General features: G+C 22.5%; 23 protein-coding genes. 11 read left to right on the forward strand and 12 right to left on the reverse strand.

From position 1 onward, the window contains the following. Window positions 1–135: 135 nt before the first annotated feature. Complete coding sequence (locus ACQH25_RS03175; RefSeq protein WP_425381786.1) at window positions 136–462, reverse strand: CHC2 zinc finger domain-containing protein; 327 nt, start codon at window positions 460–462, stop codon at window positions 136–138. An 85-nt stretch (window positions 463–547) separates the two neighbouring features. Between ACQH25_RS03175 and ACQH25_RS03180 the strand changes: the two genes are divergently transcribed. The 3 genes from ACQH25_RS03180 (at window position 548) to ACQH25_RS03190 (ending at window position 3950) form a co-directional block, all read left to right on the forward strand. Next, window positions 548–1087 carry a hypothetical protein gene (locus tag ACQH25_RS03180; protein ID WP_425381787.1) on the forward strand — a complete coding sequence of 180 codons (540 nt, stop codon included), beginning with the start codon at window positions 548–550 and terminating at the stop codon, window positions 1085–1087. Between the two features lie 1440 nt (window positions 1088–2527). After that, the gene (locus ACQH25_RS03185) at window positions 2528–3553 is read left to right on the forward strand and encodes a lipoprotein (RefSeq protein ID WP_425381788.1); all 1026 of its coding nucleotides are present in this window, start codon (window positions 2528–2530) and stop codon (window positions 3551–3553) included. A 244-nt stretch (window positions 3554–3797) separates the two neighbouring features. After that, complete coding sequence (locus ACQH25_RS03190; protein WP_425381789.1) at window positions 3798–3950, forward strand: hypothetical protein; 153 nt, start codon at window positions 3798–3800, stop codon at window positions 3948–3950. A 581-nt stretch (window positions 3951–4531) separates the two neighbouring features. Here ACQH25_RS03190 and ACQH25_RS03195 read toward each other — a convergent pair. Next, window positions 4532–4939, reverse strand: a complete 408-nt coding sequence (locus ACQH25_RS03195; protein ID WP_425381790.1) for a hypothetical protein — start codon at window positions 4937–4939, stop codon at window positions 4532–4534. Between the two features lie 19 nt (window positions 4940–4958). On the opposite strand from ACQH25_RS03195, the gene ACQH25_RS03200 reads away from it, so the two are divergent. Further along, window positions 4959–5330, forward strand: a complete 372-nt coding sequence (locus tag ACQH25_RS03200) for a hypothetical protein (protein ID WP_425381791.1) — start codon at window positions 4959–4961, stop codon at window positions 5328–5330. A 472-nt stretch (window positions 5331–5802) separates the two neighbouring features. Here ACQH25_RS03200 and ACQH25_RS03205 read toward each other — a convergent pair whose 3' ends face one another. The 3 genes from ACQH25_RS03205 to ACQH25_RS03215 all read right to left on the reverse strand — a co-directional run bounded on the left by ACQH25_RS03205 (window position 5803) and on the right by ACQH25_RS03215 (window position 7136). After that, window positions 5803–5985, reverse strand: coding sequence for a hypothetical protein (locus ACQH25_RS03205; protein ID WP_425381792.1), 183 nt, complete (start codon window positions 5983–5985; stop codon window positions 5803–5805). A gap of 322 nt (window positions 5986–6307) precedes the next feature. Next, window positions 6308–6613: a hypothetical protein gene (locus ACQH25_RS03210; RefSeq protein WP_425381793.1), complete on the reverse strand. Its 306-nt coding sequence runs from the start codon at window positions 6611–6613 to the stop codon at window positions 6308–6310. Window positions 6614–6839: 226 nt separating this feature from the next. Beyond that, window positions 6840–7136 (reverse strand): hypothetical protein, encoded by a 297-nt coding sequence (locus ACQH25_RS03215; protein WP_425381794.1) that lies wholly within the window; start codon window positions 7134–7136, stop codon window positions 6840–6842. A 220-nt stretch (window positions 7137–7356) separates the two neighbouring features. On the opposite strand from ACQH25_RS03215, the gene ACQH25_RS03220 reads away from it, so the two are divergent. From ACQH25_RS03220 to ACQH25_RS03235, 4 genes are all read left to right on the forward strand, one after another. Continuing rightward, the gene (locus ACQH25_RS03220) at window positions 7357–7788 is read left to right on the forward strand and encodes a hypothetical protein (protein WP_425381795.1); all 432 of its coding nucleotides are present in this window, start codon (window positions 7357–7359) and stop codon (window positions 7786–7788) included. Between the two features lie 152 nt (window positions 7789–7940). Continuing rightward, on the forward strand, window positions 7941–8855 hold the full coding sequence (locus ACQH25_RS03225) for an AAA family ATPase (protein ID WP_425381796.1): 915 nt from the start codon (window positions 7941–7943) through the stop codon (window positions 8853–8855). Further along, window positions 8827–9387 carry a hypothetical protein gene (locus ACQH25_RS03230; RefSeq protein ID WP_425381797.1) on the forward strand — a complete coding sequence of 187 codons (561 nt, stop codon included), beginning with the start codon at window positions 8827–8829 and terminating at the stop codon, window positions 9385–9387. The genes ACQH25_RS03225 and ACQH25_RS03230 overlap by 29 nt, the downstream gene beginning before the upstream one ends. A gap of 1599 nt (window positions 9388–10986) precedes the next feature. Beyond that, window positions 10987–12222, forward strand: coding sequence for a rod shape-determining protein (locus ACQH25_RS03235; protein WP_425381798.1), 1236 nt, complete (start codon window positions 10987–10989; stop codon window positions 12220–12222). A 364-nt stretch (window positions 12223–12586) separates the two neighbouring features. Here ACQH25_RS03235 and ACQH25_RS03240 read toward each other — a convergent pair whose 3' ends face one another. Next, window positions 12587–13735 (reverse strand): Mbov_0401 family ICE element transposase-like protein, encoded by a 1149-nt coding sequence (locus ACQH25_RS03240; protein ID WP_425381799.1) that lies wholly within the window; start codon window positions 13733–13735, stop codon window positions 12587–12589. A gap of 66 nt (window positions 13736–13801) precedes the next feature. On the opposite strand from ACQH25_RS03240, the gene ACQH25_RS03245 reads away from it, so the two are divergent. The 3 genes from ACQH25_RS03245 (at window position 13802) to ACQH25_RS03255 (ending at window position 16203) form a co-directional block, all read left to right on the forward strand. Further along, entirely contained in the window at window positions 13802–15508 is a 1707-nt protein-coding gene (locus tag ACQH25_RS03245; protein WP_425380808.1) for a hypothetical protein, read from the forward strand. 216 nt (window positions 15509–15724) lie between these two features. Beyond that, the gene (locus ACQH25_RS03250) at window positions 15725–16048 is read left to right on the forward strand and encodes a hypothetical protein (RefSeq protein ID WP_425381800.1); all 324 of its coding nucleotides are present in this window, start codon (window positions 15725–15727) and stop codon (window positions 16046–16048) included. Beyond that, a complete protein-coding gene (locus ACQH25_RS03255) occupies window positions 16009–16203 on the forward strand; it encodes a hypothetical protein (protein ID WP_425381801.1) in 195 nt (64 codons plus the stop codon). The genes ACQH25_RS03250 and ACQH25_RS03255 overlap by 40 nt, the downstream gene beginning before the upstream one ends. 1 nt (window position 16204) lies before the next feature. Here the strand turns inward: ACQH25_RS03255 and ACQH25_RS03260 are convergent, their stop codons facing one another. The 6 genes from ACQH25_RS03260 to ACQH25_RS03285 are packed head-to-tail and all read right to left on the reverse strand — an operon-like array spanning window position 16205 to window position 24948. Further along, window positions 16205–18235 (reverse strand): hypothetical protein, encoded by a 2031-nt coding sequence (locus tag ACQH25_RS03260; RefSeq protein ID WP_425381802.1) that lies wholly within the window; start codon window positions 18233–18235, stop codon window positions 16205–16207. Next, on the reverse strand, window positions 18180–19427 hold the full coding sequence (locus ACQH25_RS03265; RefSeq protein WP_425380805.1) for a hypothetical protein: 1248 nt from the start codon (window positions 19425–19427) through the stop codon (window positions 18180–18182). The genes ACQH25_RS03260 and ACQH25_RS03265 overlap by 56 nt, the downstream gene beginning before the upstream one ends. Window positions 19428–19443: 16 nt before the next feature. Next, window positions 19444–19566, reverse strand: a complete 123-nt coding sequence (locus ACQH25_RS03270; protein WP_425380804.1) for a hypothetical protein — start codon at window positions 19564–19566, stop codon at window positions 19444–19446. Window positions 19567–19570: 4 nt separating this feature from the next. Further along, window positions 19571–22051 carry a hypothetical protein gene (locus tag ACQH25_RS03275; protein ID WP_425380803.1) on the reverse strand — a complete coding sequence of 827 codons (2481 nt, stop codon included), beginning with the start codon at window positions 22049–22051 and terminating at the stop codon, window positions 19571–19573. A gap of 3 nt (window positions 22052–22054) precedes the next feature. Continuing rightward, window positions 22055–23752 carry a hypothetical protein gene (locus tag ACQH25_RS03280; protein WP_425380802.1) on the reverse strand — a complete coding sequence of 566 codons (1698 nt, stop codon included), beginning with the start codon at window positions 23750–23752 and terminating at the stop codon, window positions 22055–22057. 14 nt (window positions 23753–23766) lie between these two features. Further along, window positions 23767–24948 (reverse strand): hypothetical protein, encoded by a 1182-nt coding sequence (locus tag ACQH25_RS03285; protein WP_425381002.1) that lies wholly within the window; start codon window positions 24946–24948, stop codon window positions 23767–23769. Window positions 24949–24954: the final 6 nt, after the last annotated feature.

Consider the following 24954-nt stretch of genomic DNA (forward strand, 5'->3'; position numbering starts at 1 on the left):
CTCTTTCATTGTTAAAAAGTTTAGCAATTCATTATTAGCATCATCATCACCTAATTAAAATTAACAAATTTCAGTTTACAAAATGTTTCGTTGTTGTAAATACTCTTGACCAATGTTATTATTTAAAATAGCAAGTTAATAGTGATAAAAAGCAGCTATTTCTTGATTATTTGCAAATAATTGATTCGGTAATTGTTGATTAACGTTTGGTTTAATAGTCTTTAATCGTTTTAAAACTTTAAAATTATATTTTTCAAATAAAATACTTTTTGCTTTTTTATTATCAATATTTTCAATTTTACTAATAAACTTAATGGCATTGCCACCAACACCACAAGTAAAGCATTTAAAATTTTTTTGTAGAATAACATTTAATGAACACTTAGTATCATTGTGAACAGGGCAAGTTCTAAATAAATTTGGCCATGTCTTAATATAATCATTGATGATAATTTTAATCATTTTTACTCCTTTCTAAACTAAAATAGTTAGTTTAATAAATTATTAATTTGATATAATTTTTATAAATAAAGCGAGGTATATTTTCATGAAACAAAGAACAAAAATTGGCAAGATTAAAGCTTTTAAAGCTAAAAATGAAAAAGTTGAGAATGATATTAACGATTTAATTAATACTTTAAAAAATCTTTATAAAGAAATTGACATTAAACTTAATATTCATTATTGTCCCATTCAAAATATTAAAAATATAAGTGTTAATCCAGAATATTATGCTGATTTAATTTTTGGTTTACCTGAATGTTTTTTTATTATTAAATTTATTAATCGCAGTTTTCCAATTGATATTAACAATAAAAATTGAAAAGAAATAATTACTAACAAAGAAATTAATCAAAAAACTTCGGGTATTGAAAATTGATTTGAAATTACTAATGATTTAAAATTCAAACTATTAAAAACTGAATTTAAGAATAAAGATATTATTGGATTTAATTGTGTTGTTTTTAATAAACAACCATTAGGGAAAAATACTAACAAAGATAGTTATTTAGGAACTTTAGATCATTTTAAATATCAATGACTTGTAAAAATAATTAATAGTATTCATTTAAAAATTAAGGATTAACTTTATATAATTTTAGAATTAATCTTTTTAAATTTAAACGCCATTAGTGGTTTTTATTGAGAAAATAATTATTGGCTTTAATATAATGAAATTTTAACTCTTTCATTTTTGTTTACTTTTTTAACAGCTTCCAATTGTACAAATAACTAAAGGTATGCAATCTTTAGTTGGTTTTTTTGTTAATATTTCATGTTTGATAAGCACAATTTCAACAATAAAAATATTTTGAATCTGAATTAAAATTATGTTCAGTTCTTTTAGGTTTGCATAAAGAAACAATACTATTTGTTTTAATTTTTTAATATTTTCTGTCATAAATAGTAATTAAAGCATTTAAATTAAATTTATATAATTGTTTCTTTGAAATATTAATAATAAAACTATTCATAATTTTCTGTTCCTAATTTTTAGTATTACCAATAACAACACTATTATGATCAATAATTACTCAAATGAATAACTTTATGTTTTTATGAATAACTAAAATATCAATGTCAGCTTACATTACTAACTCATTTAATGTTTTGAAAAATTAATTTTTCGTTGCAAAGTTTAGTTTTATCTTCTTTGCAGTCTTGACAATATCCATAGTAAGTATTTTGACAATGAGTAATTTTAGTATTTACTCGTGAGAAAGTTTGATTAGTAATTAGTAACTGTTTTTTTGATTAGATCATTAAGATGTTTCTTAGTTTACATTGTCATTTGTAAATATTGAATTGAGTTACTAGTTTGTAAATAGTTAAATCGTTCAAATAGTTTTTTTCTAGAAATGATATTAATGCTTTCTATTCCGTGTTCACCATAAATAATTTCTTGATATTCTTGATTAAAATCAATTCCTGTTGCAAAGTAACCAAGATATTTGGATAGTTGATACTTGGATATTTAGTTTACCAAATTTCAGCTTGTCCATTAAAAGGTGATCGAGCAAGAAAGACCGAACCATTTATTGTTCATTTAACTAAATATTTTTTATTAAGAAAAATATTCTTTTTCATATTTTTATTACCTACTAACTTATTAATATCTTCAAAATATATTAAGGTGTAACATTTTCAGCGATGCTTAATTACATCTTAAAATAAAGGAGTGATATCTTATGATTTGGAATTAATTTATATTTTTTTCATTATTTGCATCTCCTTTTTTTAATATATCTTTTATTTTTTTAGGATTACTACTATTACTATTAGTAATCTGTTATTATTGGTAATGCTATAAAAACTGTTAATGGTATTATTGGTGCCATATTTATTTTTAAAATAATTTATTTTATGAAAATAAGAACAATCAAGTAACACAATTTATCACAAAATAATAAATAGTTTATTAATTATTTTTTAAATGTTATCTTATCTATAATAATTTATACTTAATAATTAAAAGTATTTTATAATAACTTTATTAATTAAAAATTGAAAGATTGAGGATATTAAAATGATGAGAAAATTATTAAGCATTTTTACAATGACAGTTTTAACTATAACAACAAGTACTAATATTGTTGCATGTAATAATAGTAATGTCCCTATACCAACAATAAATACTGTTAAGTTTAAGTTAATGAATGGAATAAAAGAAGCAACTTCCTTAGCAATAGATAGCAAAGATCATCTTTATACTAGTGATAAAAAAGGAAATATTTATAAATGTTTAGCAGGAGAAAATGAATTTAAGAAGTTTGCAACAATAAAAAATATTGAAATTGATGCATTTAGTGAAACTTATATTAGAATTGACAATGACGATAATATTTTCTTTATCTTTAATAAAGAAATTTATAAATGTTTAGCAAGAGAAAATACTTTCAATCAAATTGTAAAAATGAAAAATGATATTGTTGTTTTTACTTTGGATAAGAATAATAATATTTATATTGGTTCTAATGATAATAATATTTATGATTCTAATATTGGTACATTATATAAATGTTTAGCAGGAAAAAATACTTTTATTGAAGTAACAAATATTCAAAGACCAATTTCATCAATTGTAATTGATAAAAATAATAATATTTTTCTTTCAAGTATGATTTTTGCTCAAAATACTGAAATTTATAAATGTTTAGCAGGAAAAAATATTTTTCAAAAAATTAATAGTATTAATAATACTGCGAGTAGCAACTTAGCATTAGACAGTAATAATAATATTTATATAGGGATAACAATATCTGATTCGGAGAGAAATACGAGTGGAATTGTTTATAAATGTTTAGCAGGAGAAACAAATTTTGTTGAAATTACAAGAATAAAAAAAGGAAATTTCTATAATCTTACTTTGGATAAGAATAATAATATTTATGCCATTGATAATGCAAAAAGTGTTTATCAAATGTTAGCAAATGATAAAAATATTCATATGATTAATAATCAATTGTCCATGGGTAATGATACAATAATCACAGCTCAAAAAAATAAAGTTTATATTTCTAATTCCTATTATGGAGTTTATGAGAGTGATTAATAAATAATTAATCACTTTTAATTTTCTATATATAGTATAAAAAATAACTAGATAGTTATTTTTTTATGTTTTTTCACAATCCAATTATCTAATAGTATAAACACATATTTATATTCATTATATATTCAATATATTCATTTATAGAGTGAGTTACACCAAAATCAAGGAGTGAGTTAAGTATTAATAAATAACTTTTAATTTAGTTTATGTTAAAATTTATTTATTAAATATTAGGAGTTAAGTTGTGAATAATAAAATAAAAAATAAAAATATACAACTATTAACTGCATTAGATTTAAAAAATGAAATTTTGGATAGTGTTTTTGAAGATAACGAAAACTTTATTCATTTATGTGATTTAATACCTATACAATCTAAAGAAATAGTAGAATATTAAAAATTGAATAATTTATTGGAAATATAAAATCAAGGATACAATCATATAGTTGTGAAAAAGTTGAGTATAGAATATCGGGTACAACTTCATATTACAAATTATTTTATACTTCAATCATTGTTAAAAATTGATCGAAAAATTAATGTTTATGTTTATTTTTTGAAAAACCTGAAATTTGATATTTTTTTGGGAAAAATGTAAACAACTAGATCAGTAACAAAAGTTGTTGAAAATAAAATAATAAAAGATTTTATAAAAAAGCATGGAAAAAATCAAAGTATTAACACAAAAATAATAAAAAAATATTATATTTAAACCGCTTATATTTGCTGTTTTTAGCGATGTTTTAGTTTTGAATAGTTATGACCTTATATTATTAGTCACTGCCAACCAGAACCTTTGGTTTGGTTGGCAGTGTGGGGTTTTATCCCCCGTTAGGGTGTACCACGAAGTAGCAAGGGGCAAAGCCCCTATAAAATTGATACAATTTCAACTAATCCTGCATACTAATGTCAAAAACAAACATATAAAAAACTTATTGCAGAAATCATGTAAAATTAATTTAGAAGAAATTTAAAGATTTAGAAAAGGAGAAATTTATGTCTGATAAACAAAAAGAAAAAAAAGAAAAAAGCAACAATAGTTGCTGGAATAGTTGGTTCTGCAGCTTTAATTGGTGGTGTTACTGCTGGTATTATAACTACTACCGAAACAGAAGAAAACAAAAAAAATAAACCAAAATCCACACCAAATCCATCTGGAGTAACACCAAGAAATGCACCTGCTGGTCAATCAAAATCACAAAAAAATGATTTAAACAATAAAGTTGAAACTTTATCAACTGATGTTCTTTTTGATGCAAATAAAACAAATCAAGAACTTAATTCAATAATTTTGAGTGATTTAACTAACTGATTACAACCAAATTTAGTAAATCCAACTATTAAATACTTTAGTGACCCCCAAGCCCAAACTGAAGTTACTAACAAAGCTCAGAAATCCGGATATTTGTACGTAGTTATAACTGCAAATGATAATGATCCAAATTATCAAGGTGCAACAAACCCTATTAAAATATCATTAAAGCAATATAAATTAAGTGACATTCAACAATTAACTGGTTTAAATTTAATTGCTGATTCGTCTAAAAAATTTTGAGAAATCGAAGATGAGATTAATAATAAGGCAGACGAATTCAAAAATAAAATAAAAATAAATGGTTTATATTCAGTAATAGCATTTTATGATTCTCCAACTAGCAATAATAATTTAAGACTGGAAAATCAAAGAAAAGGGAATTTTTGAATAGTAATTAACGCATCAAGTTTAGAACCTAATTGATATGGAGAAACATCAAAAATTAAAATTACTTTAAAGTAATTTTAGATGAAAGTTATTGAAAAATTTTAAGTTAAAAAATACGTAATTATGGATAAAATTAACCATTAAATATTTCGATGTGATGTTGTTCTAATTTTCAGTTGTATGCTTTAATTTGTTTATCAACAAGTTTTTTCATATTTTGATTGATAACAAGTCATATGATATGAATATTTTGTTTTAAATATTGTTTTAAACCATCAAGTTTGTCCTCAAATCGTTTGATGGTTTTTCTAGTTCTTTCAAGTTCAATGATTATATCTTTGTTTTCATAATCAACTAGTAAATCAGGATATCCTTGTTTATTTTTGCTATTTCCTTAAACATCTTTTATCAAATGACCTTTTGCTTTTAATTTTTTTCAGTTTGATAGGATACTATGTCATTTTGTTGTACTAGTCATTTGATGAGTAAATCTTGATGAATAAGTTCGCTGTAATTGATTTATTATCTTGTCCCAATTTTTAATTTTCTAAACTTGAAAGTGGGTAAATATTTTAGTAGTTAATTTATCAATTGTAATTAACTTTTTAACTGTTAAAGATTTTAATAAACTTATTGTAGTATTTTTATTTTTATTTAATAAAAATGAAATTTGATAGGTGTTTAGAAATCATCAATCGTTGAGGATTTCTAAAATTTTTAATTGTTCCATGATTTTCAATTCCTTAATGGCTAATGTGATAATTTTTGCAATAATTTTCTTTTTGGGAAGCCTTTTTCAAACGTGGACTTTTTCTTTTTAAAAAGAAAAAGTCTTTTTATTTCTTTCCCCACTGTAACATCTGACTACTCTCTTCTAACGTAATCTTATGACAAAGAGTGGTGGGTGTTGGTTAAAGGTTGATAAATCCTTTAAGCGGTGGAAAAAAAGTAGTTACAAGAGATAATATTCAATTATTATTTATTAATAAATAGTGATATTAAAATAATTAATTTTTATCTTTGTTCATCAAACTTTTTTATTTCAATTATATCTACATATTGATTTGAACTAGGTAATAAAATTTTACAGCTTGTCAAACTTTCAAATTTTTTAGATCATTAGAATAAGCAATATATTCTTCAACTTTACGAATTGAACCTTTTGAACTTTTTTTATTTTTGGTATCATATTGTTTAGTAATTTGTTCAACTGTTCTTGTAGCAAAAACTTTTACTATATACTCAGGACTTTCAACATCAATTACTTTATGAGCAATAATATTGTCAATATTTCCAAAAATGGTATTTAAAACTTTTTTCTTATCTGTTGATAAATTTCGTCTATTACTTGAAAACATAAAAAAACATTGATAGTTAAAACTTTGACTTTTGTTAATTAAATTAATAATGGTGTCAGTAGCAAAAACATTAAATTCAGCTAATAGAAGATTAATTTGTTGATTTCGTAGTTTTGGTTTATAGAAGTAAATTCTTCTAAATCTTGAATTAATAACTTACCAATATTATTTTGCAAGCTTGGGGTATGATAATGAATTTAAAGAAAACAAAATAACTTTATGATTTTTAATAATTTCTGTTAAGTCATTTTCGATAGCAATACTTTTTTATTTGGTCATTATTATAAATACTTAATCCATAGTAAAGTTCTTTAATATCATTTAATTTAAAACTTGAAAATAACTCTAAATTTTCTTGATCATTGCTAGCAATGATCATTCCAAGTTCTGATAATGAAAAGTATTTAATAATATTTTCTAATGTTATTGGTATATTATTTTTCATTAATGATTTTGTTAAAAGTAAAATATAATGATGTGCAACCACTTGATAATGTGGTTTGCTAAAATCAAATAGTGACATTATTTTATCTGCTTAAACAATATGATTTTTAAAAACTAGAGGATTATATTGATTATCACCATTGATTGATTAAATAAAATAAAAACATTATTATCAATTTATTAATTATTTTTTTACTAATAGCATATGATTTTACTATTATTATTTTTCTACATTTCAATATTGTTAAATGTTATTATATTTATATGTTTAAGTTTAAAAATGATAATAGGTGATATAAATGAAATTAAAAATAAAAAACATTGGCCCTTTTAGTAATACTACTTTAAACATTGGTGATATTACCATTATTGCTGGCGTTAATGATACAGGCAAAAGTTATTTGAGCAGATTAGTTTTTGCCATGGTAAAAATTGCAACTAATGATATTGAATCAGAAATAATTAAAAATTTTTTTAACTTTGTTGAAAATATTTTTACACAAATTGAAAGTACTGGCAGTAATTTTCTTGAAACAAATTTCAATAGTAATGAAAAAGAAAGTACTTTATTTAAAGAAATTGAAACTATTTATTATGATCTTAATTTTAATAATAAAATGTTTATCGAAAGATGAATAACAAATTTTAATGATAAAAGTGAAAAATTTAATAGTTTTTGAATTAAATTATTAACAGATTATCATCAATTATTAAAAAAAATGATGATTTAATTACTAAAATATTACAACGTATTGAATTAGATACTAATAAAGACAGTTACAAAATTAAAATTATCAAATATACAATTAACATTATTAATAATGATGTTTTACAAACTTTACAATTATTTAATAATAAAAATACTGATATCATTTCATATTTAATGGCTAATATTCTTAGTGAAAATTTTCATGGTGAAAATTTAAAAAATAAAAAATATAATGATAAAGATAGTTATTTAAAACTTAGTTTAGACAATGAAAAAACTTTAACACTTAATATTAATAAAAATAATAAATTTTCTTTAGAGCATGAGTTTAATTATTTGGAAAATATTATTGAAAATCCCATAGTTGATGCTACTTATATTAGTGATACTGATCAAATTTTAAACTTAATGATTGAAGAAAGTATTAGCAAAAAACAAGCAGCATATATGCTAGAAAGTGAAAAACTAAAATTATCATTAAATAATATTTTTAAATTTAAAAAGTGTCATTATTTAGATGATTTTAAAAATAAAATTAATTTTGAAAAAAATATTGTGCAATATAGTAATTTGAAGTCAGTACTAATTAAAGAAAAAATTAATAAAGAGCTTGTTAACTATTTTGGTAATGACAATAAAATTAACTTTGAAAATGGTAGTTTAACTAAAAATGGAATTACTATTAAGCTTGCTAACTCATCACGTGGTTTAAAAATTATTGAATCATTTAAAGAAACGATAAAAAATGATTGTTTTAAAGAAGGTACTTTAGTAATTATTGATGAACCTGAAGCTTATATTCATCCAGAGTGACAATATTTATTTACCAAATTATTATTAAATATCGCTCGTATTATTAATTTTAAACTGATCATTTCAACACATAGTCCTTATATTCTTGAAACAATAACTTCCCTAGCAAGTCGTGATTTTAAAAATTTAAATTTTAAGTACAATTTTATTAATAAAGATAAAAATTTTAATTCTTGTATAATTGAAAAGAATAGTTTAGATCACATTAATGAAGCTTTAAGTTATCCATATAGGGAGTTGGATGAGTATGAATTTAAATGAGACATTAAAAAATAATTTAATATTTATTTATAAGAAAAATAAAAAAACATTTCGCTTATTATCTTATAGTACTGCTTCTAAATCTTATTCTTCTGATTCAGAAGAATATGCAATTGATGGTGATAATCTTAAACTTTTATGTTGTAGTCATTCACGTGGTGTTAAATCAATAGACGCTATTAGTTATAATAAACGAAATGAATTTTTATTTATTGAATTTAAAATTCAAAAACATTTTCATGAAGATATTGTTAATGATTTATCAAAAAAATTTACTGATACTTTTACTTGTTTTCAACATAATATTGATACACAACATGAAATCACTTTTGATAAAATTAAATGTTTTTTTGTATTTAATATTAGAAGAGAAACTGATCGTAATATTAGAAATATTAAAAGAATTAAGCAAAAATTAAATAATAAAATTGATACTTTAAACAAAGAACACCGTATTTCTTTAAATTTTAAAATTATTTATTCTTCAACTTTTGATCATAGTATTGATTATTTTAAAATGGATGATTATTTTAGTGAAGTTAAGTAAAATTTATATTTTTCTTTTATTTTGACATAAAAATACACCTCTATTTTAAAATAAAATTTTTAATTTTACAATTAACAGATGGTGCATTTATTTTTTATTTTAAATTATGATTTTGTTTATAATTTACATAACTTTTTTTTGCTAAGTGGTAATGATACCAATTGTTATTTTTCTTGATTTACTATTGCTTTTAACTTGTCAAAATTAATGATTTTAATATCATTATTTATTTTTTGTTTTTTTGAAAATTTTATATATTTGGTTTATTCTTTTATTATTTAACATTGCCTTTCTGGCTTTATAAATTTTAAATGGATTATTGAATCAATTACTCCAGCAACTGCATAAGGTAGAATTTTAATAAAAATTTCAATTCCTAACAAAAATGAATAGATGCCACTAACAATGACTGAAAATTATTACTAATATTATCAAAGAATTTTATTATATTATCACCAAAATTTTTAAAAGTAACTTTAAAGTTATGAGCAAATGTTTGAAAACCATTTCCTAAATCATTAGTAAATGTGAGAAAAAATTTTCTATAGGATTATTGTTAGCTATTAGCAGATATGATCTATTTTGACATTTCCATATTTTTATTAAAAATGAACGGTTTATTTGTAGTCATTTCTAAAGTTTAGTTTCCTTGATGGTACTCTCACAAAAATCATTATCATTATTAACATTATTTGAAGTATTGATAGTTATATCGAATGAAATTAATCGATCTTGAACACTGCTTTTCATTTCTTTTATATTTTTTTAGCATTTAAATTGTTTAATTTCATTTTCTGTTAGTTCTTCTTATTTTTTATCGATAATCTTTTAATCTTCCTTTTTTAAAATTTTAATTTAATAAAAATCCTAATATAGATAATTTCTATAATAGGAATGAACTTTTATTAAAATAATAGTTAAATTATCAGTAATGTGTTTTTGTTTCTTGTTTTGTTAGTAAATATATACTTTGATAGCCTAGTTTGTTTATTTATATTGTTGTCATAAATATTTATAACATTTTTTTAGTTATTTTTGCTAATATTTTATTTTTTGAAAACTACTTAACTGTTTCATCATTAATAGTAATATTATTTCTTGCGCAGTAGTTGCAAGTTGTAAATTTCTGCTTGTATTTCAGAAATTATTAAAGTAATATCAATGTTTGCTAATTGTCCATCTACTGCTTTTCAATTAAACACCATTATTACTACATAATATTAAAATTACAGGTCTTAATTGTTTTAATTATATCATGTATAATTAGCTTTCATCTTCAAAACCTGTTGCTGATTTTTGCTGTTTTTTTGATCTTTAACATTCAAACAAAAATAATATGTAAATCTTTTAATAAAATATTAGTTATTTTCAACTTTACCTTCCTTTCTAATAATTATTTTATCTCCTTTTTTTTAAAAAAACTAGAAATTTTTTTACATAATTAAAATATATTTTTAAATAAAACATATTAATCAAGACAATTATCAATTTTTAAATATTATTTTTTACTAAAAATGAATATTAACAACTTTTTTATAAAATCATGTAGAATAAATTTAGAAAAAGTTTAAGGATTTAAAGAAAGGGAAAATAAGAGACATGTTTAAGACAAAAAAAGAAAATTTAAACCAGAAAAATAACAAACTTAAATCAATTACTGATTACCAATGATTAGCATTGGATATTGGAACTGAAAATTTTAAAGCAAGACATATTAATATTGGACTTCGCTATGATGCTCCAACATATTTAGCTGAAGACTATGAAAAAAATATTATTCTTTATGGTGAAGATGCTAAAGCATTAATTGATAAAACAAATGAAAATATTATTATTAAACGTCCTGTCCGTGATGGTAATATTGCTGATCCAGATGCTTTACAACGTATTCTTATTAAAGTTTTTCAAGATTTTCGACTGGAGATTAAAAAAAACGAAAAAGATGAAAAAAATTATAACTTAGTTGTCTTAATGGCAACACCAAGTGAAATTAGTTCAGTGCAAAAAGAAGCTTTAGAAAATATTGTTCAACATTTGGGAGCACTTCGTGGTTTTGTTCAAGAAGAAGTTAAAATGGCAGCATTTGGTTCAGGGCAAGATATTTTTGGAACTGCTATTATGTGTGTTGATATTGGTGGTGGCAGCACTGATATTGCTATTATTAGTAATGATTCAATTTTATATTCATATACAACATATTGTGCTGGTGATTATTTAACACAGAAAATTCAAGAATATATGGTTAAAAAACATGCGTTAAAACTTGGCACAAAAGAAGCTGAGGATGTCATTAAAAATATTGGTTCACTTATGAAATATCAAGATGAAAAACCGTACACTGTTTCAGGCTTTTCATTACCTCGATTAGATTCTCAACCAGGAGAAACAATGTCAATTTCTAAAACTATTGAAATCACACCTGCAGAAATTCGTGAAAATGTAATGACTGTTGAATTTAGAGAACATATCATTCCTGCGATTCGTAGAGTATTAAGAACTGTTGGTGACAAAGCTCCTGGTAGTATTAGTGATCTAAAGAAAAAAGGTAAAGGGATCACAATTTGTGGTGGTGGCGCTTATATTAAAAAAGTAGATAAATTTATTCAAGAAGAATTATCTAAAGAATATTTCATTGATGTTAAATCTGATAAATCAGGGACAAAACCAATGCGTCAAAGATATGAAGGAGATCTTTTTGAAGTGCGAGTTGCACAAAATCCTTTAGATAATGTTATTGATGGTTGTGTAAAATATCGTGATACCGTTTATAAACAATTATTAGAAGAACAAAATCCTAATCGTGAAATTTTAACCAAAGATGAAGATTTAGGATAAAATAGCAAATATAAATAAATCCCTTATTTATAATAAGGGATTTATTTATTAATTTAATTAAATTTTTTGGGAGCATAACGATGTTGTCTATAATATTCATTATTTGTCTTTAAATTATAAAGTTAGACGAGAATAATTTAGACTTTATATGCAATTGTATATTAATCTTAACACTTGTAAAACATAAGTCAACAATAATGCTTAGTTTTATAATTCAAAAATTCTTATTAAAATAATTTTTAATAAGTTTTTAAGTATGTTATAATAAATTAAAGTCCTTTAAGATAAACCGTATACCCTTTGATTACTAAGCGTATGTTAAGTACGTGGTCTCTTAGGTAAATCCCTTTAATTAGGGATTTTTTTATAATAACTGTATTTCTGTATTTATTTGATAGCATTTAAAATTAACCATTTTTGAATACATATCAATATTATAGGTTCTATTTCCAATCATATGTTTTAAAATTTGTTTAATATTCGTTTCAGTAAAACAACCAATATTTTCAACTAATGCTTGATTGAGTATTCCATTTTTAGCATTAATAAAATAACCAATTTTTAATTTTTGATATTTTAATGAGTTTAAAAAATCAATTAATTCATAATATTGACCTTTTGAAAATAAATTTTGTGCATATTTATAATGTAATTGTGCAATTTTATTTTTTCTTCTTCCTGCCATAATTCCAAGAAATAAAACATGAAAAGCATGGAATTTATCTAAAATAAATTTAGCATTTAAAATTTCAGCAGTTTTTCTAATTCATTTTGCACTATCACCACAAATTATTAAATTTGCTTGTTCAAAATTTTCATAGTATAATTTACCATATTTTTGAATCAATTGTGCAGTTTTATATGCACCAATTTTTGTTTTTGATAATCTTATTTTACATGCAACTCTTTTATTAATTAATTTGCCATTTTTCTTTTTACCAGTACAAAATATTAATAATCTCATAGAACATTTTTTACAATTTTTACTATTATGGTTATCATTAAACTTAAATTTTCTATGTCCATCATCAATATTTATATATAAAGTTTGGTTTGGCTCTAATTTAATTTTAGAAATATTAGTTTTTGGTATTTTAAATTTTTGTAATGTTCTACAAACAGTACTAATACTTATTAAATTTTCTATAAAAGTATCACAAATATCTTGATATCTTTTTCCATCAGTAAAATATTTTAAAATTTTTTTAATAACATCTGGTGCTAATTTACTATACTTTTTAACACCAAGATATACATCTAATAATGATATATGCTCAATTTTTTGTGTTTTTTTGTTATAATATGTATAAATACGTCGCTTATAAATTAATAGGCCTTTTTTTGTTTTTAATTTTCTTTTTCTAAATTTACATGGTTTATATATAGATTTATCACATTCATTTCATAATTTATCATCTATTTGTTTAAAAAATTCTTGTGTTTGTTTTAAATTTAATTCATCTTGATTAAAATAATGTTGTTCTCATTTAAAATGATTTTGAAATAATAACATTCTTTGTTTCCTTTCTAAATTTATTAATAATTAAATTTTAACTTATATATTAACTAAGGAGTAAATATGCCATTCATTAGTAGTTATGCACAATTAAATAAAAAATATGACCTTAATTTTAGTGATACTAATTATGGTTTTAGCTGAGATATTTTTAAAAATTTTGCTGGTGATGAATGAGCAGAATATTTTACTACTAATTGTTTTTATCGTTTTATACCAACAGCACGTGGAACAAGAAAAACTTGAAATTGTTTAGCCTTTGATTTATTTATATGTTGTAATTTTAGTGATAGTAGTGTCCAAGAAGTAAGGCGATATGAAAATACCCATAGTGAAACAACTATTGGAGCTTTAATGAATGTTTGTCAAGTTTTACTAGATAAATATGATATTAATTTATTACCTAATAATCTCCATGGTATTAAATGAAAAATTACTAAGGATGGTGGTTGTATTATTTTTCCTAATAATCAACAAATTGACTTTATTGGTTATGCAAATGGTAATAAAATTTTTGGAAAAGAAGCAGGTGGGTCAAGTTTTTTAGGTTCACGTACTGATGAAATTATTATGGCAGAAGAAAAAGAAACATTAACAGAAAAACAATTAACATATAGATATGAACGCTTACAAAATTCTATGTTTAGAAGTAATCGTATTAAAGTATCAAATGAACCAATTAAAGAATGAAGTTGAACATTTATTGATAAAAATATATATAGTGCTACTTTTGGAAAATCAATTACTCGCTATTTTTATAAAAGTTTTTTCATCACTTTTACATGTAATCCTTATGATAAATACCACCCATTTTATTTAAAATATTGTACACCATTTTTACCATTAAATGATAAAACTATGGATAATCTTAAAAAAATTGGTAAAATTTATTATGAAAATAAAGAAATGTTTAGTGGTTTAGGTTTATTTATTTTAAGATTTACTATTCAACCTTTTTGAAGTAAATTACCAGAAATTCAAAAAAGAACATTATTAGAAATGAAAAAAAGTAATCCTGATGAATTTAATACTGTTTTTTATGGTTTTGAATTTTTAGATAGTGATGCAACAATTTTTCCATTTCAAAAAACATTAAAATATTGACAAACATATGATTTAAAACAATTTTATAATGAAGAAAAAGGTCTGTATAAATTTGATTTTTATAGTGCTGGTATTGATTGAGCAACTGGTCATAAAGACCATACTGTATTTATAATAGTTGGATTTAAAGAATATCATAATACTGGTTATTATGATGCTCATATTATTTGTGAATTAGTAGTTACACCAAATGATTTTATTAATGAAAATGAAAAAATTAATGCTTATGCCAATGAAATTTTAGGGTTAATTGATAATTTTGAAAATTTTGAACAAACAGTTTATTTTTATGATGATAAAGCAAGAACAGCTATTGATTGATTAAATCAAAAATTAATAGATGAACATAATACTATTCTTATCACCCAAAGTGCAATTAAGCATGCTTCAAATCTTAATCAAGAAGCAGGATTAACTAATAGAGTAGTTTGAATGCGTAATATTATGAGTTACGGCAATTTTTATGCTAATAAAGATGATTTACCAAAAACTACTCAATGTTTAGAAGAGTTAAGATATGACCAAACAAAAACTAACATTCCTGATAAAACTATGTATCAAGACCCTTATGATGCTCTGTTTTATGCACTATATCCATATAAAAATGTAATTAGGGGTAAAAATAATGCTACTGTGAAAAAAAGCATCTTCACATTTGCCATATAATAAATAAGTGCAATATAATTAATAGTATAGGTCTCACAAAATAAACGCCTTTAATTTAGGCGTTATTTTGCGTTTAAAAGTATACTTGTAAAAATAATAAAAAATAAGTACAATTAAACAATAAGATGTTAAGAAATAAGGAGTAAATTATGATGAATAAAGAAAAAGAATTAAAAGTTATGAATAAATTAAAATCTTTAAAAGAGATTTTACAAAATGAACGTTATTTGCCAAAATAAAAATTGTAATAAAAAATGAACAAATATTATATTATTAGAATTAAAATCAACAACAATTAGTCTTTTTCTTTGTGAAAATCATGCAATTAATTTAGAGCATGAATTATTACCAAAATGATTAAAAACTTGTGAAAAATTAAGAAAAAATAAAAAGGAGAAATTTATTATGAAAACATGAATAAAAACAAATTTAAGTAAAATAACATTAGCATTAGCACTAATTGGTGCTACAACTGGAACAATAGGTTTAATCATGGGGGGGTGCTTACCCATAATGTTGGTAGGGCCAAATATTTTTTAAAACCAAACGGTGAAAGAGTATATGGTGATACGACTATTTGATTAAATAAGTTTACTAGTAGTGATAAATTTATATTATATTTTGGTAATAAGCCAATACATACAGGTGATATTGTCTGAGATGGTAAATATCCTAATTGATATTTTAATCAATAAACTAAATTTCTAAATTTATATATGAAGTGTTCTCATTATATTTATCAAATAAATTAATGTTTTTTAAATTTATTTCTTGTTTATTAGTTACTAAAATTAAATCATAATGACCAGCACCAAATACTCCGCTAATTTCAATCCGATTTAAATTATTAATCGGATTTTCAATTTGTAATTCAAATTCGCTATTATTATCAATTTGTAAAATTTCTTTATAAAATTCTAATTTAGAAAACAATTGAGATTTATTTGAACCATATAAATTTAATGCATTTTCAATCTTAGTTTTGTTAATAACTGCTCTTGTAAAGTATTTTCCATATTCACCATTACCAAGTGTTCAATCAGCAGGAATTAATGAAGGTATATTATTACTTTCTAATTCGTTTGTAATAGATAATCAGTTAAATTGATTATCATCAAGTTTAAATAATTCGTTTTGACTAATATCATCATTTTTTAATTTAATATTATTTATATCTGCAAAATCAAAATATTCAGATTTTAATATTACTTTTACATCTTTAAATTCTCAAACTTTATCTGGTGTAGAATGTATAGGATTTGATTTTAATTCGAAATAATATGGTAATAATAATTTATAATCATCATTTAAACCTTTATTAATTGACATTGTGGAATAAATATTTTTTGATAACATGATAACTATTTGTTTTAATATTTGAACTTGTGGTAAATTAATATAATTTGGATAATCTAGTTCTCATTGTTTAAATAAATTAGTAATTACATCATCTGGTTTTTGTCCTTCGAATTTTTGACGTAATTTGGCTATTTCATTTGATGGATTACCATTATTATATTCTGCACCATCAAAGTTTCTATTATAACTATATGTATAAGTTAACATATCTAATAATACTTTTTGTAAACTATCAACTAGTGGCTTATCATTTATTTCAAGTTCAACATCATCAAATTTATTTGTTGTAGCAATATTTAAAACTCAATCAGCTGTTGTTCAAGGCAAATGCCATACTTCATTATCTTTTAATTCTTTTTCTTCATTTAATGGTCATAATTGTGGACTCTTAGTAACTTTATAACCTAATTTAGTATATGTAACTCTTGCATTATTAATAATTTCTTTTCTTGTTTCAGTTCCACCACCAATAGCAATTAAATCTAAAACTGATTTTTCTTGTCCTATAAATTGCTTTGCTAAATTTCAAGGTAATATTTGTTCACTAAATCATTGTTGTAATATTCTAACTTTTGGTTGCGTTTCAATAGGCATTGATAATAATGGAAATGCTATCTTATCTTTAACAAATAATTTAGGGTATACTTGCATATTATCAACTTCACCAAGTACCTTTATATTGCCAAAAATCATGCTTCTAGGGGCTTTAATTTTTAAACCCTTAACTTTTATATCTTTATCTAATGGTTTTTGTAATTTAATAATAATTGGATAACCATCACGAGTTTTAAAATCTTTAATTTTAATAATAGTAATACTTTTAGTACTTCTTGTTTTTGGATTTTGATAAGGTTGTGAATAATTATTAATAATATATAAATTATTAATATTATTTTCGGTTAAAGGTTCATTAATAGATACAGCATATAACTTAAATTGATTTAATAATTCTATTTCTTGAAAAATTAAATTCTTAATATCAGTCATACTATATTCAATTGTATTATCATTAATATTAGTACTTGCTCTTTGATTTAATTGCATAGTAAAATCAGATGTTTCAACAGCAGTAGTTTTTAACACTTTTTCAATATCAATAAAACCAATTTTAATAGTATTTGCTGAAAATTTTAAACTATTATTTTCATTATTTTTAAATAAACGTTCAATTTCATAAATATAAATTGTTCTTTTTTTAAATTCATCATATGCTCTATTAATATCTAGGTCACTAGTAGCACGCATCATATTAGTAAAATCATAAGGAATATTATCAATTAAATAATCATTTTCTACATCTGCTTGATTAAGTTTAGTTTGCTTTTGTTTCTGTGGAAACTTCGTTTGTGGTTTGTTGTTGTTTTCCATTGTTATCTCCTATTAATTGGTTATTTTCGGGATTAAATAATTTTAATTTAACTGTTAAATTATTAATATCTTGTTCATCATCAATATTAAATGTTTTACTAGTTAATAAATCTTTATCTATACTTACTAATAATTGGATAAATTTAAGAATATCAATATTAAATTGTCATAATTTTTGCTCAATATAATTAATAGTTGAAATATTAACTGCTGTACTTTCGGGTACTGATTGTTGTGCAGATTTCTTTTGACTTGGTATATGAATACCGCAACGTTTAGATATTTCATTAACTAATCAATCATATATATCAGTTAAATTTTTACCTTTAAAATTACTACTAGTCATATTGACACTTTCGTTTTGTTCATTATTATCACCAGCACTTTTAAATATATAGTTTTTAGTAACTAATGTTCTTACTGCTTCTTCCATTAAAGATTGAACATTACCATAAGTTTGACTAAAAATAAATTTTGGTGAGTTTAAAATAGTATCTAATACAATTTGTTCAAAAATAACATCTAATGCTTTAATTTTATCCATTACTTTATTACAATCTGCTAACTCATTTGCTTTATTTCGCATAATTGCTATTGGTATATAATTAATATTTAATGTTTGCTCTTGTGATAAATTAGGATTATTAATGTATGATTTAAAATCTAATGGAAATTGTTTTTTATTATCACTAATACTATAAATTGTACGATTAATAGTTACTTGTTCATTATTTAATGTATAAACTTCAAATAATCTTACCATTTGTGTATTTTGTTCATAATTATCATAAAAAATAGTACATTGAATTAATTTACCAGTAATATCATAAACTCTTTGTTGTATATCAACGACTTGAAAATATAAGTCATCATTAGCAATAAAAATTAAATAACCACTAATTCCTAATTTACTTAATTTAAAAATAGAATTTCAATTTTTTCTATAAAATTCTTGTTGAATTAAATATTTTTTAATAGTTTCATTATTAATATCTAGTGGAGCATTATATAAATTCGCATTATTTTCTGCTACAAAATCAGTAAAATAAGTTTCATGGTTAAAATTATTAAAACCAAAATAATTTAAAATTGAAGCATGAGTACTTTTATTTTTATTAGTTAAAAATTTTAATTTTTCATTTTGATTATCATTAATATTACTTTTATCTTTTCTTTTAAATAAACTTATCATAATATTCACCACCTTTCTAAAATATTTGATTAATTTTTAACATAATTTTGACAATAATAAATATAACTAAAATTGCTGTTGCTGATGATAATAATAAACCAATTAAACCTAAAATAATTTTTAAAATTTTAAAAAACATAATCTTATTCCTGTAATTCTTGTAATTTTCATAAATAACCTTGATCAGTTATTAATTTTATTAATTTATTATTTACAATATTAATATATGAAATTCTTTTTAAACTTGGAAGAAAACATACTCAATTTGATGATGTTTGTGGTTGTCAAAATATTTCTATTGTTTGTGTTGGAGTTTTGCCAAATGTACTCGTACTAAAAGGATTCAAATCATAAAATATTTTATAAAATGTATTTGATTTTAATTGATAAGAAGAAATAGAATTACCACTTAATGATATTGCTACATCTTTTCATTTTGGATAAGGTATTGGTGTTGGACTTTCTTTTAAATTTATTTCTCATTCATTTTCTCTAATTTCTTTTGTTAATAAGGTTTTTGAATCAATTTTTATAGGTTTTTCTATATCTACTATTTCTGGTACTTTTATATCTAATGTATTACTTTTTATTTCATATAAATCTTCTGCTTTTAATTCTTCTAATCTATATATTGCTCCCCCAGTATCTCCACCATCTAATTTTAATGTTCATTTTGTATTATCATAAATCATATTTAATGTAGCATCACTATTACTAATTTTTCTTGTAGTAATTCTTCTTGTACCAGTTCCAATTGCTTGTGCTGATGTAAAAAAGATAACTTCTTTATAACCATTTTGTAATGGTACACTTGTTTCAGTAATTAAAAATACACGATAAAGAGCATTTAAACTAGGTGAAAAATTACTTCAAGTTCTATCATCAACTCTTTCACCTATTGTTTTTCATACAACAAGTTTTTTAATTAAATCTTTTATTTTTATAATTTCATCATCAACATATTTTTTATCTGGAATATCTTTATCATCTGTTACATTAGGATTATTTCTATAAATTAAAGTTTTACCACCAACATTTGTTTTAATAATTTCATTAACTAATCTTGTAGTACTATCTTTATCATCTTTATTATTGAAGATTCTATTTTCATCAATATTACCACCATTTGTTTTAATTTCATTAATAGCACCAACAATAGTTTTATCAGTAGTTTCTAAATTAGGATTTTCAGTACCAAGAGCATTTACAGCAAAAGCATATGGAAATTGTTCTACATCCATTTTTTTATCTATATTTACTTTATTTTCATTAATTGCAGGAACAATTTGTTTAGCAACTGTTTGTAAATTATCGTCATTTATATTTTGTTTTTTATCTAATAATTCATTAGTTTCTTGTTTTGTATAATAATCATGTTCTGTACTATCTTCTGCTATAAATTCAGTTGGTGTCCCTTTTCCTATATATTGGTATAATTCAACAGAAATAGGTTGATAATTAGCATCATTAGAAGTTACAGTAATATCATTTCATTCCTGAGTAAATAATAATTGTATTTTAACATTATCATTTACAATTAATTCATCTAATTTAATACTTTTTTGTGTTGTTCTTTGAACTTCTCCACCTAAACTAAATATAGTTTTTTTATTACTATATATATAATTATCAGTTGGATTAGTAGTGGATTGGTAACTATAACCCCATATTGCTAAATATATTTTTCCAAATTCATTACTAGGAATAATAGAAGACATTTTTTTTCATAAAGGACTAGTTGCAATATTAAATCAATTATTTTTAATATCATCAATATTTTGTTTATTAATATCAACTTTATTTTCTAATAATTTAATATTATTTTCATTGGTAGTAATTCTTTTTTGTTGTTTAGCAGAAAAGTCAGCAGTTGCAGCATGAGTAAAATCACCAACTTGTGGATTATTTTGTAATGCTTCTGGTGGTAATGTACCAATTTCATCAGGTCAATCTAAAATCATTGTTTCAGTTTCTTTATCATATTCAGTTGCTACATAACCTTTATTAACAAACTTACTAACAGGACCCCTATATATTTCATTTTCATTATCATCAACTAAATCATCATATAATTTCATTTGCTTTGATAATGTAAATGCTTTTTGTTCTTTAATTAATTCATCAACTTGATTTCTAGTATAGAATGCTTTTAAATCAATTTTTTCAATATCTATTTCATCATTATTATAACTTGAAAATATTTGTTTTAATTCTGTTAATCTTGCTCATATTTTCATTCTACTAGGTGCTAAATCTCAAACATTAATACTAGGAATACTATTTGCACTAAATGATGTACCATTATTAAATTGAATAGTAGCATCAACATTAAACTCAATTGGTGTACGATTAAATACTCAATGTTCAACACAAACATAAACCATATCTCTTAATGTTTCTTTAATTAATTCATCTTTAAAACTATCAAAAGGAAATTTAGATAAAATAAAATTAAGATAAGCATTAATATCATTTTGAGCACGAATAGCAAAAGTTGTAAATCAATCCTTAACATTAGGTCATGTATTTATATATTGTTGTGGTGTTTCTATAATTTTTCCAGTTAATGGATATCAGTTATTATAGTTTTCTAAACTGACATCAGTTCAAAGTTTATTAATCATAATTTATCATTCCTTAAAAAATGCTTTTTTATAATGCTTAGTTTTTGTTTTAGTTTTCCTATGCACTATATGAATAACTTCTTTTTGTAATTTCTTTTTACCTTTTGCTACAACTTGACTATATACAAATTTTTCTAAATGATGTAATAATCCTGTACCAAATAATGTATTAACTGAAAATTTTAAACCAACACTTTTAAATGATTTATTAATATTTTCAATAGGATTATTAATAACATTAACTACTTTATGGTAAGTTCTTACTATTCTAAATATTTCTCTATAAACTTTAAAACTATCTCTAATTACTTGTTGAACAACTGGTGGAGCAAATGCAATTGCTTTTAATCATTTATTACGACTAACTCCATAACCAATGTATCAACCACTATATCAGCGATATCAATGGAATGGATGTATTTGAGTGATAAAAGTTTCTGCTTTAAGAATACTATCAATAACTATAATTGGTTTATATTTAGGATTACGATGATAAATAGTAATTGCACATTTACTTAATGATAAAGGTTGAATTTTGCAACCCATAAATACAGGTGAATTTAATGGGATTAATTGTGCATGTTTAATTGCTTTCTTTTCTGCACTAGTAAATAAATCTGTTGCTTTTTCTTTTAATTTATTAATTTTTTCAAATACTTGTTTTTCTAACTTTTCAAATTTTTCTTGTAATTTATATATACTTTCTCGTAATTTTTCAAAATATGGAGTATCTTTTCAAAATTTATTTAAACCTTTTTTTAAATAAAATCTAATATCAAAATACTTAAAAATTTTATTTGCTTTTAAAACAACCTTATGAATTGAACTCTTTTTAAAATTAAATTTAATAGCATTAGCACGAATTTTTTGTAAATCTAAAATTAAAGATTTACCATATCTATTATCTGTATGTATTGTATGAACTAAATTTAATCAATCATGTTGATTCATTTTTAATACTTCTTTTAAATCAGTATTATATTTTTTAAAAAAATTATTTGCTTTTTCAATATCTTTAATTTTAAACTTTGGAGTTAATTGTGGACTTAATTTTATTAATGTATTTTGTAATAATAAATAATCTTTTAACTCTTGTACTTCTAATTTTTGAAAATTATTTTTATATTGTCTTTCAGCAACATAACCTAAATTTTGGATTATTGTCTCACGATTAGGAGCAAAACTATAATTAAATAAATAACGTTTATTACCAATAATTTTATCTGTTAAAATTTCTTTACCACTTACTTGACTAATAATTTCTTGTAAGTTTTTTGCTTCTTTAATACCAATTTGTTCTAATGTTTTAGTTTTTTGTGCTAATTTAATAAATTTAGTTGTACGATAACCACGACTAATTTTATTAAGTCCAGCAAATGCAGGTAAGATATTAAAAAAAGTATTTAATGGTGTTACATTTCCTTTTAAATAATCATAAACTTGATTAATAGTAAAATCAGTTAAAAACTCTACACCAACAGCACTAATACTAGCAAGTAAATCACTTGCACCTAATCCAAGTGCTATACTTTCACTTAATCCACCAGTAAAAGGAGCAAGTGCTACTGCTATTACTTGTACACCAATCATTTCTAAAATTTCTCATCAAAAACTTTTATTTTCTTGTTGTTTACTTATTCTAGTATGTTTTGGTTTATTGATATTTAAAAGTATTGCTGTACTAGTTGTACCAATTGGCATGATATTAATTTCCTTTATTTAAGAGTTATTTTAATTGGATTTGTTGACCCTTTATAATTTATATCATTAACATTGGCAGTAATAGTTATATACAAGTCACCTACTTTTTGTTTTTGATTACTTACATTAGTTTTTCCTTGGACATCACTAAAATATTTAATATTTGGATTTATTAAATTTGGATTTAATGATTTAAGTTCATTAGTACTTTTTATTTCTGTATCTAATTCATTATTATTTTTATTAACATTTGCAGTAATATTTGTTGTTAAACTTGTAATTTTAGTTTTTAAATCAATTTTATCAGTATTAATAATTCCACATAACATTCAACGTGAAGTTTTTTCTTCATCTGTTATATAAGGTATTGCTTCACCAGTTAATTCTCCACCAACTAAATATCTTCTTCCAACTTTACCATCATTTATGTCTTGTACATATACAACTGTATTTTGTAACATATATCTTTTCATTGCTCTTGGTGTTGCTAAGACAAAAGACATAATTTTAGTTTCATTATTATCAGTAAAAGTCATATAGTCATCCATTACAATTTGACATAATACACCTTTGATATATAAATTTGTTCCATTTAATCTTAATTGTTGTGCTATTTGATTATCAGTAATTAAACCTTTATTATCAGCTAAATAAACTAAACTATCATATAAATTATTAGTAATAAAAAATTGACAATTATTACTATTTCTTAATTGAAATAAAGTATTTCAAGCAGATAACATTGATTTTAAATAGCCTACTGGTGTTGTATCAGTAATATCTAATCTAGTTGCATATTTTGCAATTACAGTTGTATCATTATTTGCTAAATAATCTGCTAAATCATTTGCTACTTCATATTGCATTGTATTTAATAAATTTTGTCCATTTTCAGCGTTTAAATCAACATTAGCAATTATTTCACCTGCAACTGCTTCTTGTTTAATTTCTTTTAAAATTTTAATAGTTTCAGCATAACTAACATCTAATCCTTTACTTTTATCATTTCATTTTAATACTTTAATTTCTGAATTTTTTGGTTTTTTAACTATAAATTCAATTTTTGTAGAATTAACCATTTCAATAGGAAAAAAACTTGCTCATGGTGAATTTGATTGTTTATAAAATTCTATAAACTCTGGTGCTTCTACTAATTTTTCGGTATTATCTAAATTTTGATTGAATGGTACTGACATTTTTTC

Origin of the sequence: Spiroplasma endosymbiont of Polydrusus pterygomalis, assembly GCF_964030825.1 — a bacterium.
Classification (GTDB): Bacteria; Bacillota_I; Bacilli_A; order Mycoplasmatales; family VBWQ01; genus Spiroplasma_E.